Raw genomic sequence first — 15,180 nt, forward strand, 5'->3', positions numbered from 1 at the left:
CGGTCAGCGGGTGCGGACGGGCAACGAGGGCATGCCCAGCGAGACGCCCTTGGCGCCGGCGCCGGAGCCCGGTGCGGGTGCTCCGCAGGAATCTGCCTGCGACCTGTCCCAGGCGTCACCGGCGCGGGAACGGCGAAGGCTGTAATCTCCGGGGGCGGGATCGGCGACAAGGTGGAAAGCTGCGGCCTCGGTGATGGTGACAGTGACCAGGTCTCCAGGCCGTGGAGCAGGCGCACCCTTAGGGACCGAGAAGTGCACCAGCCGCTGGTCCTGGGAACGGCCGGAGAGCCTGTGCGTCTCCCCTGCCTTCCGTCCGGACTGCGCCGTGACCATGACCTCAACCCTGCGTCCGAGCTGGCGCCGGTTCTCCTCCGCCGCAATCCGGTCCTGAAGGGCGGTCAGTCGCTCGAACCGTTCCTGCACCACGGCCTTGGGCAGCTGGTCGGGCAATTCAGCGGCGGGTGTGCCCGGGCGCTTGGAGTACTGGAACGTGAAGGCGGTGGCGAAGTGTGACTTCTCCACGACATCCAGTGTTGCCTGGAAGTCCTCTTCGGTTTCGCCGGGGAACCCCACAATGATGTCGGTGGAGATTGCAGCGTGCGGGATTTTGTCGCGCACTTTGTCCAGGATGCCCAGAAATTTGCTGGACCGGTAGGAACGCCGCATGTCCCGAAGTACTTTGTCCGACCCCGACTGCAGCGGCATGTGCAGCTGCGGCATCACGTTGGGGGTCTCGGCCATGGCATCAATGACGTCGTCGGTGAACGCGGCGGGGTGCGGGCTGGTGAACCGTACCCGTTCCAGGCCTTCAATGTCTCCGCAGGCCCGGAGGAGCTTGGAGAAGGCCTGCCGGTCGCCGAACTCCACACCGTAGGAGTTGACGTTCTGGCCCAGGAGGGTGACTTCGATGGCACCGTCGTCCACCAACGCCTGGATCTCGGCAAGGATGTCTCCGGGCCGGCGGTCTTTCTCCTTGCCGCGGAGGGCGGGCACGATGCAGAAGGTGCAGGTGTTGTTGCAGCCGACGGAGATGGATACCCAGCCTGAGTAGACGGAGTCCCTCTTGGTGGGAAGCGTGGACGGGAAGACGTCCAACGACTCCAGGATTTCCAGCTGCGCCTCGTTGTTGTGCCGCGCACGTTCCAGCAGTGCGGGCAGGGCGCCAACATTATGGGTGCCGAAGACAGCGTCCACCCACGGCGCCTTCTTCAGGATGGTCTCCCTGTCCTTCTGCGCCAGGCAGCCGCCCACCGCGATCTGCATGCCCGGGTTTGCGGCCTTCACCGGAGCCAGGATGCCCAGGTTGCCGTAGAGCTTGTTGTCAGCGTTCTCCCGGACCGCACACGTGTTGAACACCACGACGTCAGCCTGTTCGTCCTCCGCAGGCACATACCCTGCGTCCTCCAGCATGCCGGCCATCCGCTCTGAGTCATGGACGTTCATCTGGCAGCCGAACGTACGCACCTGGTACGTGCGGGGCCTGGGGCCACCGGCTTGCGGGGCACCTTCAGCTTCTGCGGAGGGGCTGGTACCGGAAAGGGGGGAAGGGATGGTCAAACTCACCTGTTAAGGGTACCGGTTTTACAGGTTGGCACGGTCGGGTCCGGCGCAGGACTCCAGGACCTCGTTGACAATCCGGAACGCCTGCGAGGGCTGATAGCCCTTCCGGGCGAGCATTGATGCAAGCCGCCGGGTTGCCTTGTCCCGCTCCGCCCGGTCCTCGAAATCCGTTCCCGGGCGGAGCTTCCGCTCCACAAGCTGCCGTGCGGCGGCTTCCTCATCCGCATCCGTCAACTGTTCCAACGCTGCGGCCGCGGTGTCCTGGTCTATGCCCTTTTCCGCGAGTTCGCGGCGGAGGGCTCCCTTGGCCAGCTTCCGCGACTGGGAGCGGCTCCTCACCCACATGTCGGCAAAGTCGGCGTCGTTGATCAGGCGTGCTTCCTCGAACCTGTCCAGCACCGCCTCGGCGACGTCGTCCGGGATGTTCCGCTCGGCGAGTTTCCTGGCAAGCTGCAGCCTGCTCTTCGCCGAAGCGGTCAGCTGCCGGTAGATGATGTTTTGTGCGACGGACACCGGATCCGCCTCCGCATCCCCGGCAACGGAGGAACCTGGATCCGGACCGTCCTGGAACGGGCCGCCATGTGAAACGCCGCGCCGCCCGCCGGCTTTCGCACGGCGGGGACGCGGAGTGTCAAAATCCGTCAACTGCTAGAACCCGTCAACGGCTTTCAGCTTCGGGGAGTCCTTGGACTCCGGCTCTGCAGGCTTGACGCCCACGCCGAGCTTTTCCTTGATCAGCCGCTCAAGTTCGGCAGCAAGCTCTGGGTTGTCCCGGAGGAACCTGCGGGAGTTTTCCATGCCCTGGCCGAGCTGGTCGCCGTCGTAGGTGAACCAGGAGCCGGACTTCTTGATGATGCCGTGTTCCACGCCCATGTCGATGATGCCGCCCTCACGGGAAATGCCCTGGCCGTAGATGATGTCGAATTCGGCCACTTTGAAGGGCGGAGCCATCTTGTTCTTGACGATCTTCGCCTTGGTCCGGTTGCCGACGGAATCGGCGCCTTCCTTCAGGGTCTGGATACGGCGGACGTCGATACGGATGGAGGCGTAGAACTTCAGGGCCTTACCACCGGTGGTGGTTTCCGGGGAGCCGAAGAAAACGCCGATCTTCTCGCGGAGCTGGTTGATGAAGATCGCGGTGGTCTTGGTCTGGCTCAGGCGCCCGGTGATCTTACGCAGGGCCTGGCTCATGAGGCGGGCCTGGAGGCCGACGTGGCTGTCACCCATGTCGCCTTCGATTTCGGCCCGCGGCACCAGGGCTGCGACGGAGTCGATCACGATGACGTCCAGCGAGCCCGAGCCCACCAGCATGTCCATGATTTCCAGGGCCTGCTCACCGGTGTCCGGCTGGGAGACGAGGAGGGCGTCCGTGTCCACGCCGAGCTTGGCGGCGTATTCAGGGTCAAGGGCGTGCTCGGCGTCAATGAAGGCGGCGATCCCGCCCTGGCGCTGGGCATTGGCCACGGCGTGGAGGGCTACGGTGGTCTTACCGGACGATTCCGGCCCGTAGATCTCAACAACACGGCCACGGGGAAGACCGCCAATTCCCAAGGCAACGTCCAATGCAATGGAGCCGGTGGGGATGACCTCAATCGGGGCCCGGACTTCATCGCCGAGCCGCATGACCGAGCCTTTACCGAACTGCTTGTCGATCTGGGCCAGCGCTGCTTCGAGCGCTTTTGCACGATCCGGGGCTGCCGCCATGGTTCACACCTCTAATGCTTTCTCGCTTTGGAGTGGCCTCAGCGGCCGTTTATTGGTCATCTCTGACGCTACTGGGACCCACTGACATTCCGGCCGGGTGAGGGCGGCTATGTGGATAACCCGCTATGAAAAGCATAGCTTTACCCGAACAGGTATTCGAACAACCGCCCGGCGTGTCAGGAGAAACCCGCTAGTCCGTGCGGGGCTTGATGTCCCGGCCCAACCGGCGCTCGGCGGGAACATCCTGCACATCGCAGACAGCCAGCCACACCCGGCGGGGCTCCATGCCCGCCGCAAGCGCCTGGTCCGCGGTGCGCCCGCCCACCCCTGCCAGGACAAGGGTGCTGCTGAGGACCCGCGAGTACCCGGCGCCAAATTCGTCATCCATGAGTCGCCAATAATCGCTGATTCGCACCAGAAAAGTCTCTCATGATCCCGCGCACTAGAATTGTTGCCATGAGCAACTCCCCTGATGTCCCGTCCCTGCAGGGCCGCCAAGACGAGGCGACCGTGGACGCCGCGGTGCAGAACGTGGAACACCAGATCAGTCTTTTCTGGCGGCGCGCACGGTCGATCTCCAACCAGCTTTCCCGCCAGGTCCACCCGGATATGGAACCTGCGGCGTACGGCCTCCTGACCGTCATCCGCCGGGAGGGGCCGATCCGCCTTACCGACCTGGCGATGAACATCGGCGTCGGAAAGCCTTCCGTCAGCCGGCAGATTGCTTTCCTGGAGAGCCTGGGGCTCGTGTCCAAGGAGGCTGATCCCCTGGACGGACGGGCGCAGGCCATCCGGCTGACACCCAAAGGTGAGGAAAAAATGCATCACGTCCAGGACGCCCGGCGGCAGGTATTCCGCGAACGCCTGGGTGAATGGCCGGTTGCGGAATTGGAGGAGCTGGCCCGCTGCATGGCCAAGCTGAACTCCACCTACGAGCGTGACGGCTTCCCGAAGGACGGCACGGCGCCAACCGGTGAAGACAAGTAACACAAAATGCACTGAAGCCCCCGGCCGCGGCCGGGGGCTTCAATGTATTACGTTCCGGGAGCCGTCTTCGGGCCGGACCCTACCGGGCGCCGGAAAGAAGGCCCGTGGACAGTTCGTCGTTAAGTTCAGTGTTGAGGTCGCGCTCAAGGTCGCGGCCATAACGCTGGGAGAATTCCTGGGGAACGGTGTCCGGAACGGCAACGCCTTCTGCAACAGCCACCCTGTCGCTCACTTCGCGGAGCATGCTGGACAACGGAACGTCCAGGGCCGAGCAGATCGAAGACAGCAGCTCGGACGATGCTTCCTTCTGGCCGCGCTCCACTTCACTGAGGTAACCCAGGGAGACACGGGCGCTGTGCGAAACTTCACGGAGCGTACGCCCCTGACGCTGGCGGACATCGCGCAGGACATCACCAATTTCGTGACGAAGTACAACCATCTTGCGCTCCTTCTGTTCGCTCTTGCCCTGATCGGCGAGGCCCACATCCTTCCAGCGGACAACGCCGTTTACGGATACGGGCTGCTTTACCATCTGTATCGCCTTGCTCCCTCATTGGTCAGGTCCGCCGCAAGGCGAACCGTCGTGGTCATTTCATCCTAGGCGCCTCCGCTCTTCGGAAGCGACACAAAGTAATAACTAATCGGTACCGGCTTTTGTTCCCGGCAACTTTACGCCCAGTAACTTAGGGGCGGCGGGCCTGGCCGGACAGGGCTTCGAGGAGCCTTTCCAAGGCTGCACCGCAGGCCTGTCCGCGGATCTCGGCACGGCTTCCCGAGAAGGCATATTCGAAGGCCGAGGTCCCGGCTGCGGTGGCTATGCCGATGTAGACGGTGCCGACGGGCTTCCCGTCGTGCGCTTCGGGCCCGGCAACGCCTGTGGTGGAGACGCCGATGTCAGCGCCAAGGACGGACCGGGCTCCTGCAGCCATGGCCGCCGCGACGTCCGGGTCCACGGATCCGACGCGTGCCAGCAGCACCGACGGGACATCCAGGACCCTTTCCTTGACGGAGTTCTGATAGGCAACCACCCCGCCCTGCAGGATGCCGGAAGCGCCGGGCGTATCGGCAAGGACGGCCGACACCATTCCGGCGGTCAATGACTCAGCTGTGGCAACGGTCCGGCCCGCGTCGAGCGCCTTGCGGACCGCGTCAGCGGACAAATGGTGGAGGTTGGTCATGCGGGCTCCTGGCCTTTATCTGTGCGTGCCTGCAGCTTTCCCTTGGCCCGGATCCGCAGCGCTTCCACTACATACTCCACGCCCGTCCACACCGTGATCACCACGGCGGCCATCATCACCGCGAACGCCACCCACACCAGCCACGGGGCAAAAGAGCCAAGCGGCAGGAGATAGAGGAAGATCGCCGCGGTCTGGACAACAGTCTTCAGCTTGCCGCCGCGGGAGGCCGGGATTACGCCGTAGCGGATCACAAAGAAGCGCAGGGCGGTGACGCCCCATTCCCGGACCAGGATCAGGACGGTAACCCACCATGGCAGTTCGCTGAGCACCGACAGCATCACCAGCGCCGAACCGATAAGGAGTTTGTCGGCAATCGGATCAGCGATCTTGCCGAAGTCAGTCACGAGGTTCCGGCTCCTGGCGATGTCGCCGTCGAGCTTGTCCGTGTAGATGGCGACGGCGAACGCAAGGACCGCGGCCCAGCGCCACACGCCTGCCTCACTGCGCAGCCCCGGGGCGTCCGCAATGAGGAACCAGACAAAAAACGGCACCAGTGCGATGCGGATCATGGTCAGGATGTTGGGAAGGTTCCAGACCCCGGCACGGCCCGGGCCGGCGGCGGTTGCATCGGTGCTAGTCACGTTCCTAGGCTACAGTCCCCGGGCTAGCGACCGGTCAGGGACCAGGCGTCCTCGGAGCCGTCCTCGTCGTCATAGCCGCCTGGCGGGGAATCCGAGCCGTCGTAATATTCGACGTTCTGCTTCCGCTGGTCCAGGTCTGCGGCCACCAGGTCTTCGGCGTAGCCGCCCTGGGCGATGTTGGCGTTGGCGTTATCGCTCAGCGCGGCAGTCTGCGAGTCGGGCGCTGCCGGGGCCTCCTGGCCCTTCATGGCGGCAAGGACCGGTGCGAGGTCGTCCGGCTTCACCAGGACGTCCCGGGCCTTGGAGCCCTCGGAGGGACCAACCACGCCCCGTGATTCCAGCAGGTCCATCAGCCGCCCTGCCTTGGCGAAGCCGACGCGCAGCTTCCGCTGCAGCATCGACGTTGAGCCGAACTGCGTGGTGACCACCAGTTCGGTGGCCTGCAGCAGGACTTCGAGGTCGTCCCCGATGTCGTCGTCGATCTGCTTCTTCGGCGCTTCCGCGGCGACGTCGTCGCGATAGGTAGCCTGGAGCTGTCCCTTGACGTGCTCGACCACCTTGTGGATTTCGGATTCAGTGACCCACGCGCCCTGGACGCGCATGGCCTTCGAGGCACCCATGGGCAGGAACAGGGCGTCACCCTGGCCGATGAGCTTTTCGGCGCCGGGCTGGTCCAGGACCACGCGCGAATCTGTTACCGAGGACGTGGCGAAGGCCATGCGTGAGGGCACGTTCGCCTTGATGAGGCCGGTCACAACATCTACGGAGGGCCGCTGCGTTGCCAGGACCAGGTGGATGCCGGCTGCGCGGGCGAGCTGGGTGATGCGGACAATCGAGTCTTCAACATCGCGCGGAGCCACCATCATCAGGTCGGCGAGCTCGTCCACGATCACCAGCAGGTACGGGTAGGGGCGGATGACGCGCTTGGAGTCCACCGGCGGCTGGACCTTGCCGGCACGGACAGCCTTGTTGAAGTCGTCGATGTGCTTGAAGCCGTAGTTGGCGAGGTCGTCATAGCGGGCGTCCATCTCACGGACAACCCACTGGAGTGCCTCGGCAGCTTTCTTCGGATTGGTGATGATGGGCGTGATGAGGTGCGGGACGCCCTCGTACGCGGTGAGTTCCACGCGCTTGGGGTCCACCATGACCATGCGCACCTCATCAGGCGTGGCGCGCATCAGGATGGAGGTGATCATCGAGTTCACGAAAGATGATTTACCGGCACCGGTTGCGCCGGCCACCAGCAGGTGCGGCATCTTGGCGAGGTTGGCCACCACGTAGCCGCCCTCCACGTCCTTGCCCACACCCATCACCATGGGGTGGTCCGTCCGGCGGGCATTTTGGCTGCGGAGGACATCGCCCAGGGAGACGGTCTCACGGTCGGTGTTGGGGATTTCGATGCCGATGGCGGACTTGCCCGGGATGGGGCTGAGGATACGCACATCACTGGACGCCACGGCGTAGGAGATGTTCTTGGATAGTGCGGTGACCCGTTCCACCTTGGTTCCCGGGGCCAGCTCGATCTCGTACCGGGTCACGGTGGGGCCGCGGCTGAAGCCGGTGACCGTGGCGTCGACGTTGAACTGCTGCAGGGTGTCCGTCAGGGCTGCGACGACGGCGTCGTTCGCTTCCGTGCGCTCCTTCGGGATGGATCCGGGGGTCAGGTAGTCCGAGGCCGGGAGCGTGTAGGTGACGTCACCGGCCAGTGACAGCTGCTCAGTGCGCTGCGGGATGGGAACAGGCGGCGGCGCTGGCGCCACGGGGTTGGAAGGCACGGTGGGCGCGGCGGCGGGCTTTGCGGCAGGCGGGGCCATGCCGGGGGTGATCATGGGGATGGCTTCGGTGGCGTTTTCCGCTGGGGAGGCGGGGGCGCCTGCGCCCAGTCCCTGGGCTGCCTTGATCTTTTCGACGGCGATTTCCGCCTGGGTGGGGCGGCGGACACCAGGAGCCGGGCGCGGCCCCTGGCCTCCCTTTGCGTCGTCGTCGATCACAGCGTGCTCGAAGGCTTCGTCGCCCACGTAGCCTTCCAGGCCGGCGTCGCCGTCTTCCTCATCCTTGCCAAAGAAGCGGCGCTTCTTCTTCCTGTCGTTCTTGGGGGGCACGGCCGCAGGGGTCCGTTCCAGGTAGCTGCGGTCATGCTTGTCCCGGTCCTGCTCATCCAGCAGGTCGATGCCCATGAGGTGTTCGTAGGCGGCATGCAGCCTGCGCGGGATCGCAGTGAACGGGGTGGCGGTGATGATCAGCAGTGAGACGAACGCCAGCAGCGAGTAGAGCACCAAAGGAACAGCGGAATGGATGGCGGCCAGGGGCGAGGCGGCAAGGAATCCGAGCATTCCGCCCGCCTGGCGGAGCCCGTCAAAACCCTGGGCAACTGTGGGCTCCCCGCCCAGCATGTGCGCCAGCCCGCAGCCGGCAAACGTCATGATCAGGAAGCCGATGCCAACCCTGTTGTTGCCCCGGCCGTCGGATGGCTGGCGGAAGAGCCGGAACGCGCAGACAAACAGCATGAGCGGAAGCAGCAGGGAGATCCAGCCGAATGTCCCGTTGACCACGGCATACACGGCGTCCGGGAACCAGCCGGTGAGGCCCCACCAGGCGAAGGTGGCGATGAAGATTCCGAGTGCCAGGTTGAACAGGGCCGCTCCGTCCCGGCGGTCCTCTGGCGGCAGGTCGCTGACGTCATGGCCGATGCGCCGCACGCCTCCGCCCACCAGGTGGCCGATGCCCAGCCAGGCCCCGCCCACCACGCGCAGCAGCCACGGCTGGTGGTGCTCGACGGCGGGTAGCTGGCGGGTGCGGGCCGTGCTGGAGGAGCCGCCGGCGCGCCCGGATTTCGCGGCCGCAGAGCCGGCGCCGCGGCCGGAGGAGCTGCCGGTTTTGCTGCCGGCGCGGCCCCTGCTGGATCCATTGGGCGCGGAAGTAGTACGAGTGGCCATAGTAGCCACGGTACCCGAGTTGGGCCGGATTTCCGGGGATTTGGATGCCGTCGGTCCCCGGTTTGCGGCCCTTAAACGCCGCAGGCCCGCGGTCCCGTGGGGCACGGGAGCGCGGGCCGGTACTGGCGGCTGCTGTTAGGCCTCAAGCACCACGGGAATGATCATGGGCTTGCGGCGCAGCTTGCGGTTGACCCAGGTGCCCACCACGCGGCGGACCACCTGCTGGAGCTGGTGGCTGGTGTGGTCCGCGTGGTTGAGGACGGCTTCCTCCAGCGCGGCGTTGATCTTGGGGATGATGTCGTCGAAGACGGAATCGTCTTCTGCCACGCCGCGGGCGTGGATCTCCGGCCCGGACACCACCTTGCCGGTGGCCCGGTGGATCACCGTGATGATGGAGATGAACCCTTCGTCGCCGAGGATCCTGCGGTCCTTGAGGTCGGCGTCGGTGATCTCGCCCACGCTGGAACCGTCCACGTAGATGAAGCCGACTTCAACCTGTCCCACCACGTCAGCGCGGTGGTCCTTGAGGTCGATGACCGTGCCGTTGTCGGCGAGGATGACGCTTGCTTCGGGAACGCCGGACTCGATGGCGATCTTGCCGTTGGCAATGAGGTGGCGGGTTTCGCCGTGCACCGGCATGGCGTTCAGCGGCTCGAGGATGTTGTAGCAGTACAGGAGCTCCCCCGCCGCGGCGTGGCCGGAGACGTGCACCTTGGCGTTGCCCTTGTGGATCACGTCGGCGCCCAGCTTCAGCAGCCCGTTGATGATCCGGAAGACGGCGTTCTCGTTGCCGGGGATGAGGCTCGAGGCGAGGATGACGGTGTCGCCGTCGCCCACCACCACCCGGTGGTCGCCGTTGGCCATCCGGGACAGGGCGGCCATGGGCTCGCCCTGGGAACCGGTGGACATCAGCACCACGCGGTTGTCCGGCAGGTTGTCGATGTTCTTGATGTCCACGATGAGCCCCGCCGGGACATCCAGGTAGCCAAGTTTTTCGGCAATGGCCATATTGCGGACCATGGAGCGGCCCACGAAAGCGACCTTGCGGTTGTGCTTGGCGGCTGCGTCCAGGACCTGCTGGACCCGGTGCACGTGCGAGGAGAAGGACGCGACAATGATGCGCTTGGTGGCCTGGCCGAAGAGCCGTTCCAGCGTGGGGCCGATTTCCTTCTCGGCGGTGGTGAATCCCGGGACGTCCGCATTGGTGGAGTCGGACATGAAGAGGTCCACGCCTTCCTCGCCGAGCTTGGCGAAGTGGCGGAGGTCCGTGATGCGTCCGTCCAGCGGAAGCTGGTCCATTTTGAAGTCGCCTGTGTGCAGCACGGTGCCGCCGGCGGTCCGGATGAACACCGCCAGGGCGTCGGGAATGGAGTGGTTGACGGCCACGAACTCACATTCGAACGGTCCGAACTTCTCCACCTGCCCTTCCTCAACCGTGAGCGTGTAGGGCCGGATGCGGTGCTCCTGCAGCTTCGCCTCAATCAGGGCAAGGGTGAGCTGGGAGCCAACAAGCGGGATGTCGTTGCGGCGCCGGAGCAGGTACGGAACGGCTCCGATGTGGTCTTCGTGTCCGTGGGTGAGGACCACTGCCACGATGTCGTCCAGCCGGTCCTCGATGTACGAGAAATCGGGCAGGATCAAGTCAACGCCGGGCTGGGTTTCCTCGGGGAAGAGGACGCCGCAGTCCACGATCAGCAGCTTGCCGTCGATCTCGAACACGGCCATGTTCCGGCCGATCTCCCCCAGTCCGCCCAGCGGAACAATCCGGAGCGTTCCCTGCGGCAGGCGGGGAGGGGTGACAAGGCCGGTGAGGGCAGTTTGGGTCATATTGCACTACTTTCCAGGCGGAAGGGTGCTGGTCTTACTCCTCAGGAAAAGACCAGCCCCGCTTCCGCCAAATCCCCGCGGATGGTTTCGATCTCGGCTTCGTCCGGCTCCACGAGGGGCAAACGGACAATCGAGTTGGGCAGGACTCCCTGCCATTTAAGAATCTGCTTGGCCGCAACGGCCCCTTGCACCCGCGTCATGGTGGCGCGTACTACGGGCAGGAGTTCAAAGTTGATCTTCCGGGCGGTGCTGAGGTCATTCGCGTTGACGGCGTCGATGAGCTCACGGAAGCGGCGCGTGGCCACGTGCGTCGTTACGCCCACGAGTCCGACGGCGCCCAGGGCCATCCACGGAAGGGTCAGTCCGTCGTCACCGGAATAGAACAGGAGGTCCGTCTCGGCCATGACGCGGGAGGCAGCGACGAAGTCGGCCTTGGCATCCTTCACAGCCACGATGTTCGGGTGCTGCGCAAGCCGGATCATGGTGTCGGGCTCGATGGGGATGGAGGAGCGGCCGGGAATGTCGTACAGCATGACGGGTACGTCCACGGCGTTGGCGACGGTTTCGAAGTGCGCGCGCACACCGGCCTGGCTTGGCTTGTTGTAGTACGGCGTCACCAGGAGGAGGCCGTCGACGCCGAGGGCTGCTGCCTGCTGGGACAGGTGGACCGAGTGGGCGGTGTCATTGGTGCCCGTACCGGCGATGATCGCAGCCCGGCCGCCGACGGCGTCCTTGACGGCGCGGAACATGCCGAGGTTTTCCTCGTCGGTGAGGGTAGAGGTTTCGCCTGTGGTTCCGGTGACAACCAGGCCGTCACAGCCGTCGTCCACCAGCTTGCTGGCAAGGGCTGCGGCCTGCTCATAATCCACTGCGCCGTCCTTGGTGAACGGTGTGACCATGGCGGTCAGAAGAGTACCAAGGGCAGGGAGATGCGCGGATGTGTCAGCCATGGAAAAAACGTTACCCTGTCCGCGGCTGGTTAGGACAATGCCAGGGGCGTGATGCACGTCAAATAACCGACTGGCTTCGCCTCCGACACGCCGGCGGCGCCCCATATGCCACCGCTTTCCGGCCACTGGCCCGCGCTCCTGACAGGGCCACCATCCTGACAGTGCCGCCTTTCCTGACGGGGCCACCATCCTGACATGACCGCCGCCACCCGTCGCAAAGTCCACCAACCGCAAGGCCCGCGGCCCCCGAACCTGGCAGGCGGAGCTGCCGGCGGCAAGGAAGCGATGCGCCGCCGGAGCACGACCGGAGCAGCCGGCGGCTGCCAGGAAGCGGAGACACCGGCTTTCAGGAAGCATTGCATCCGACCCTGACGGCCGGAGCTGCCGCAGGTCAGGGTGCGGAGTGCCGGGCAGGGCGGGCTGCCTCCGCCGGCGGGTGGTAAGCCGGCGGGTGGCAATACCGTCCGACGGCGGCCTGGCGCAGGTCCTCGGCCCAGGACGACATCCGCTGGGCGGCCCTGACGTAGTGGAAGAGCTCTACGGGCGTCAGGGCATCGATGTCCGTCTCGGCGAGTCGCCGTGCCAGCTCTGCGCCTTCGGGCTGGGCAGCGAGGCTGATGCCCTCCCGCTGCCACTGGACATCCTCGGACGGGCGGCCGGCCACCAGCTGACGGAAGAGGTAGTCAACGACCCCCGGACTCATGGCCCTTGCAAGCCCGGCGGTGCCGGGCTGATCGGCGGGGCTTCCGGATGATGGAGTGTGCATGGCGGCCATCTTATTCGAACATACATTCGAATACAAGGAGGTTGTGCCGCAGCTCCGGCACAGGCAGGTGTGAGACGATCTGGTCATGACGTCCCGTAATGCCGCCAGAACGTCCCGGAAATCCGGCGGGCTGCCCGCCACGGGGCGCCTCCACGGCATCGACGCGGCCCGTGGTCTCGCCCTGCTGGGAATGATGGCCACCCACCTGCTCCCCACCTTCGAATCCAACGCCGAGCTGACCCCCACCTGGATCGGCCTCACGTTTTCGGGGAGGGCGGCGGCGCTGTTCGCCGTCCTGGCAGGAGTGGGCCTGGCCTTGTCCACGGGAAAGCACAGGCCACTGCAGGGCCTGGACCTCTCCGCCGCCCGCCGCGGCATCGCGCTGCGTGCCCTGGTGATTGCCGCCGTCGGACTTACGTTAGGCGGGCTGGAAGTCAACCTTGCCATCATCCTGGTCCACTACGCGGTGCTGTTCCTGTGCGTCCTGCCTTTCCTGGGCATGGGGCTGAAGCGGCTCTGCGCCTGGGCGGGCGGCTGGATCCTCGGCTCCCCCGTCCTGGCGTACCTGCTGCGCCCGTGGCTCCTGGCTGCCGAGCCTCCACTCAAACTCGGCCACAACCCGTCCTGGGAGGACTTTGCCACCCCGTCACGGCTGCTGGCTGACCTGTTCTTCACCGGCTATTACCCCGTGTTCCAGTGGCTTTCCTACCTGCTGGTAGGGCTCATTGTCGGCAGGCTGGTGCTGGCCAGGGCGATGCTTCCGGCGGTCCTGCTGGTGGCCGGTTCGGTGGTTGCCGTCCTTGCCAAGACCCTGGGCGTCACGGCGATGGAAAGCTGGGGCGGCCGCGCTGCCCTGGAGGACGTCCTCAATTCCCCCGGCTACCCGCTGGACAGCGTGCTGCAGGTCAACCTGACGGGCATTCCACAGGAGGGTTCGTGGTGGTGGCTGGCATCAGCAGCGCCGCACTCGGCAACGACACTTGACCTGTTGCACACGTCCGCCGTGGCGGTAGCCGTGATCGGCGCATGCCTCCTGCTGGGCCGGCTGGCCGAGTGGGTGGACCTGGACCTGCTGCTGCCGTTGCGGGGTGCGGGTGCGATGACCCTGACCCTGTACACGGTCCACGTCTGGGTGGTCTCCGGGTTCTACCTCAAACCCCTGCCCGCCGGTTGGACCGAGGACGGGATGTACTTCGTGCAGGCTGCCGCTGCCGTCATCGTGGGCATGGTGTTCGTGCTGCTGAAGTGGCGCGGCCCGCTCGAATGGCTGGGGCACGCGGCAAACCAGGTGGGCCGGGGAAACGTCAAGACTCTCCGTTAAGGCCTGACGCTACTGAACCTAGGCGGGGGCGTTGCCCTGGAACAGCCTGACGGCGTCGCGCATGGAGGCCCGGGCACGCTTGCGATCCCCAGCGGCATCATAGGCGCAGCTCAGCCGGAACCAGGAACGCCAGTCGTCCGGGGCGGCCTCTGCCTCGGCCTTGTACTTCTCGAACTCGGCATCCGCTGCCGAACGGACAATCCGGCCGGCAGGGGTGCGGGGCAGTTCATCCACCGGCAGGCCGCCCTCGGCCTCCAGGACCTTTGCCATCTGCTCGGTCCTGGCGCCGAACATCAGTTCCCTGATCAGCGCCCAGGCGCCGATGACCGGCAGTACCAGATAGGCAGCTCCGATCGCCTGGGCCGCCAGGTTGCTGTCCGTCAGGAGAAGGATGGAACGCTGGAAGGACACCACCAGGTAGAAAACCAGCAGCAGGGTAACCGCACCCACCCAGATCTTGGTGCGGTTTTTCCGGAACCCGGCCAGCAGTGCGCCCACGGCCTAAAGCCCCAGGTCCAGGTAGCCGTCCAGGCCCACCGTCAGTCCGGGGTGGGCAGCCACGTTGCGCAGGCCAAGGAGCACGCCCGGCATGAACGAAGCACGGTCAAACGAGTCGTGGCGCAGCGTCAACTGCTCGCCGGAACCGCCAAGCAGGACTTCCTGGTGTGCCACCAGGCCGCGGAGCCGCACACTGTGCACGCGCACGCCATCGACCTCGCAGCCGCGCGCGCCTGGCAACTCAGATGTTGTGGCGTCCGGGCTCGGCGGAATCTCTGCGGCGTTGCGTTCGGCCGCGATCAGCTGCGCCGTGCGGACAGCGGTACCTGAGGGGGCATCCACCTTGTCCGGGTGGTGGAGCTCGATGATCTCCACGGATTCAAAGTACTTGGACGCCTTGGCTGCGAAGGCCGAAGCGAGCACGGACCCCAGGGCAAAGTTCGGAGCAATCAGGACCCCCGTTTCCGGGTGGCCGGCCAGCAGGCTTTCCAGGGCGGCCAGGCGGTCAGCGTCCCAGCCGGTTGTGCCAACGACGGCGTGGATGCCGTTTTCGACGGCGAAGCGGACGTTCGCCTCAGTGCTTTCCGGCACGGTGAGGTCCACCACATAGCGGGCACCGGCAGCAGTCACCTGGTCCAGCGAGTCACCCCTGCCCAGGGCGGCTACGAGCTTCATATCTGCGGCTGCTTCAATGGCTTTGACGGCTTCGGCGCCCATGCGCCCGTTCGCGCCCAGCACTGCAACTGGCATGGGAGCAGGGAGTTGTTCGGTCATGGCCTTAACCCTACCGGCGGGGCCTTGACGCGGAGGAA

The 15,180-nt window shown here is 65.6% G+C and carries 15 protein-coding genes; 2 read left to right on the forward strand and 13 right to left on the reverse strand.

From position 1 onward, the window contains the following. Positions 1 to 3 precede the first annotated feature (3 nt). The 4 genes from miaB to ACIQF4_RS14935 all read right to left on the reverse strand — a co-directional run bounded on the left by miaB (position 4) and on the right by ACIQF4_RS14935 (position 3,679). Positions 4 to 1,563 carry a tRNA (N6-isopentenyl adenosine(37)-C2)-methylthiotransferase MiaB gene (gene miaB / locus ACIQF4_RS14920; protein ID WP_400516516.1) on the reverse strand — a complete coding sequence of 520 codons (1,560 nt, stop codon included), beginning with the start codon at positions 1,561 to 1,563 and terminating at the stop codon, positions 4 to 6. An 18-nt stretch (positions 1,564 to 1,581) separates the two neighbouring features. Then, positions 1,582 to 2,073: a regulatory protein RecX gene (locus ACIQF4_RS14925; RefSeq protein WP_400516515.1), complete on the reverse strand. Its 492-nt coding sequence runs from the start codon at positions 2,071 to 2,073 to the stop codon at positions 1,582 to 1,584. Positions 2,074 to 2,208: 135 nt separating this feature from the next. After that, on the reverse strand, positions 2,209 to 3,264 hold the full coding sequence (gene recA / locus ACIQF4_RS14930; RefSeq protein ID WP_079595873.1) for a recombinase RecA: 1,056 nt from the start codon (positions 3,262 to 3,264) through the stop codon (positions 2,209 to 2,211). Positions 3,265 to 3,454: 190 nt separating this feature from the next. Beyond that, positions 3,455 to 3,679 carry a DUF3046 domain-containing protein gene (locus tag ACIQF4_RS14935; protein ID WP_400516514.1) on the reverse strand — a complete coding sequence of 75 codons (225 nt, stop codon included), beginning with the start codon at positions 3,677 to 3,679 and terminating at the stop codon, positions 3,455 to 3,457. A 41-nt stretch (positions 3,680 to 3,720) separates the two neighbouring features. Here ACIQF4_RS14935 and ACIQF4_RS14940 point away from each other — a divergent pair, with 41 nt between their 5' ends. Continuing rightward, positions 3,721 to 4,251: a MarR family winged helix-turn-helix transcriptional regulator gene (locus tag ACIQF4_RS14940; RefSeq protein ID WP_400516513.1), complete on the forward strand. Its 531-nt coding sequence runs from the start codon at positions 3,721 to 3,723 to the stop codon at positions 4,249 to 4,251. A 79-nt stretch (positions 4,252 to 4,330) separates the two neighbouring features. On the opposite strand, the gene ACIQF4_RS14945 is transcribed toward ACIQF4_RS14940, so the two are convergent. The 7 genes from ACIQF4_RS14945 to ACIQF4_RS14975 form a co-directional block, all read right to left on the reverse strand. Next, positions 4,331 to 4,783 (reverse strand): helix-turn-helix domain-containing protein, encoded by a 453-nt coding sequence (locus tag ACIQF4_RS14945; protein ID WP_041652016.1) that lies wholly within the window; start codon positions 4,781 to 4,783, stop codon positions 4,331 to 4,333. Between the two features lie 151 nt (positions 4,784 to 4,934). After that, positions 4,935 to 5,429: a CinA family protein gene (locus ACIQF4_RS14950; RefSeq protein WP_350004616.1), complete on the reverse strand. Its 495-nt coding sequence runs from the start codon at positions 5,427 to 5,429 to the stop codon at positions 4,935 to 4,937. Next, on the reverse strand, positions 5,426 to 6,070 hold the full coding sequence (gene pgsA, locus ACIQF4_RS14955; protein WP_350004618.1) for a CDP-diacylglycerol--glycerol-3-phosphate 3-phosphatidyltransferase: 645 nt from the start codon (positions 6,068 to 6,070) through the stop codon (positions 5,426 to 5,428). Before pgsA ends, ACIQF4_RS14950 begins: the two co-directional genes overlap by 4 nt. A gap of 23 nt (positions 6,071 to 6,093) precedes the next feature. Further along, positions 6,094 to 9,006, reverse strand: a complete 2,913-nt coding sequence (locus ACIQF4_RS14960) for a DNA translocase FtsK (protein ID WP_400516511.1) — start codon at positions 9,004 to 9,006, stop codon at positions 6,094 to 6,096. A gap of 135 nt (positions 9,007 to 9,141) precedes the next feature. Continuing rightward, complete coding sequence (locus ACIQF4_RS14965) at positions 9,142 to 10,833, reverse strand: ribonuclease J (protein ID WP_400516509.1); 1,692 nt, start codon at positions 10,831 to 10,833, stop codon at positions 9,142 to 9,144. Positions 10,834 to 10,874: 41 nt separating this feature from the next. Further along, on the reverse strand, positions 10,875 to 11,783 hold the full coding sequence (gene dapA, locus ACIQF4_RS14970) for a 4-hydroxy-tetrahydrodipicolinate synthase (protein ID WP_400516508.1): 909 nt from the start codon (positions 11,781 to 11,783) through the stop codon (positions 10,875 to 10,877). Between the two features lie 391 nt (positions 11,784 to 12,174). Further along, a complete protein-coding gene (locus ACIQF4_RS14975) occupies positions 12,175 to 12,549 on the reverse strand; it encodes a hypothetical protein (RefSeq protein ID WP_400516507.1) in 375 nt (124 codons plus the stop codon). Between the two features lie 85 nt (positions 12,550 to 12,634). Here ACIQF4_RS14975 and ACIQF4_RS14980 point away from each other — a divergent pair, with 85 nt between their 5' ends. Next, complete coding sequence (locus ACIQF4_RS14980; RefSeq protein WP_400516506.1) at positions 12,635 to 13,870, forward strand: heparan-alpha-glucosaminide N-acetyltransferase domain-containing protein; 1,236 nt, start codon at positions 12,635 to 12,637, stop codon at positions 13,868 to 13,870. An 18-nt stretch (positions 13,871 to 13,888) separates the two neighbouring features. Here the strand turns inward: ACIQF4_RS14980 and ACIQF4_RS14985 are convergent, their stop codons facing one another. Both ACIQF4_RS14985 and dapB read right to left on the reverse strand, forming a co-directional pair. Further along, entirely contained in the window at positions 13,889 to 14,368 is a 480-nt protein-coding gene (locus ACIQF4_RS14985; RefSeq protein WP_231456904.1) for a hypothetical protein, read from the reverse strand. 3 nt (positions 14,369 to 14,371) lie between these two features. Then, positions 14,372 to 15,142 carry a 4-hydroxy-tetrahydrodipicolinate reductase gene (gene dapB / locus ACIQF4_RS14990; RefSeq protein ID WP_400516505.1) on the reverse strand — a complete coding sequence of 257 codons (771 nt, stop codon included), beginning with the start codon at positions 15,140 to 15,142 and terminating at the stop codon, positions 14,372 to 14,374. Positions 15,143 to 15,180 lie beyond the last annotated feature (38 nt).

The organism is Pseudarthrobacter sp. NPDC092202 (assembly GCF_044755505.1).
Lineage (GTDB): Bacteria > Actinomycetota > Actinomycetes > Actinomycetales > Micrococcaceae > Arthrobacter.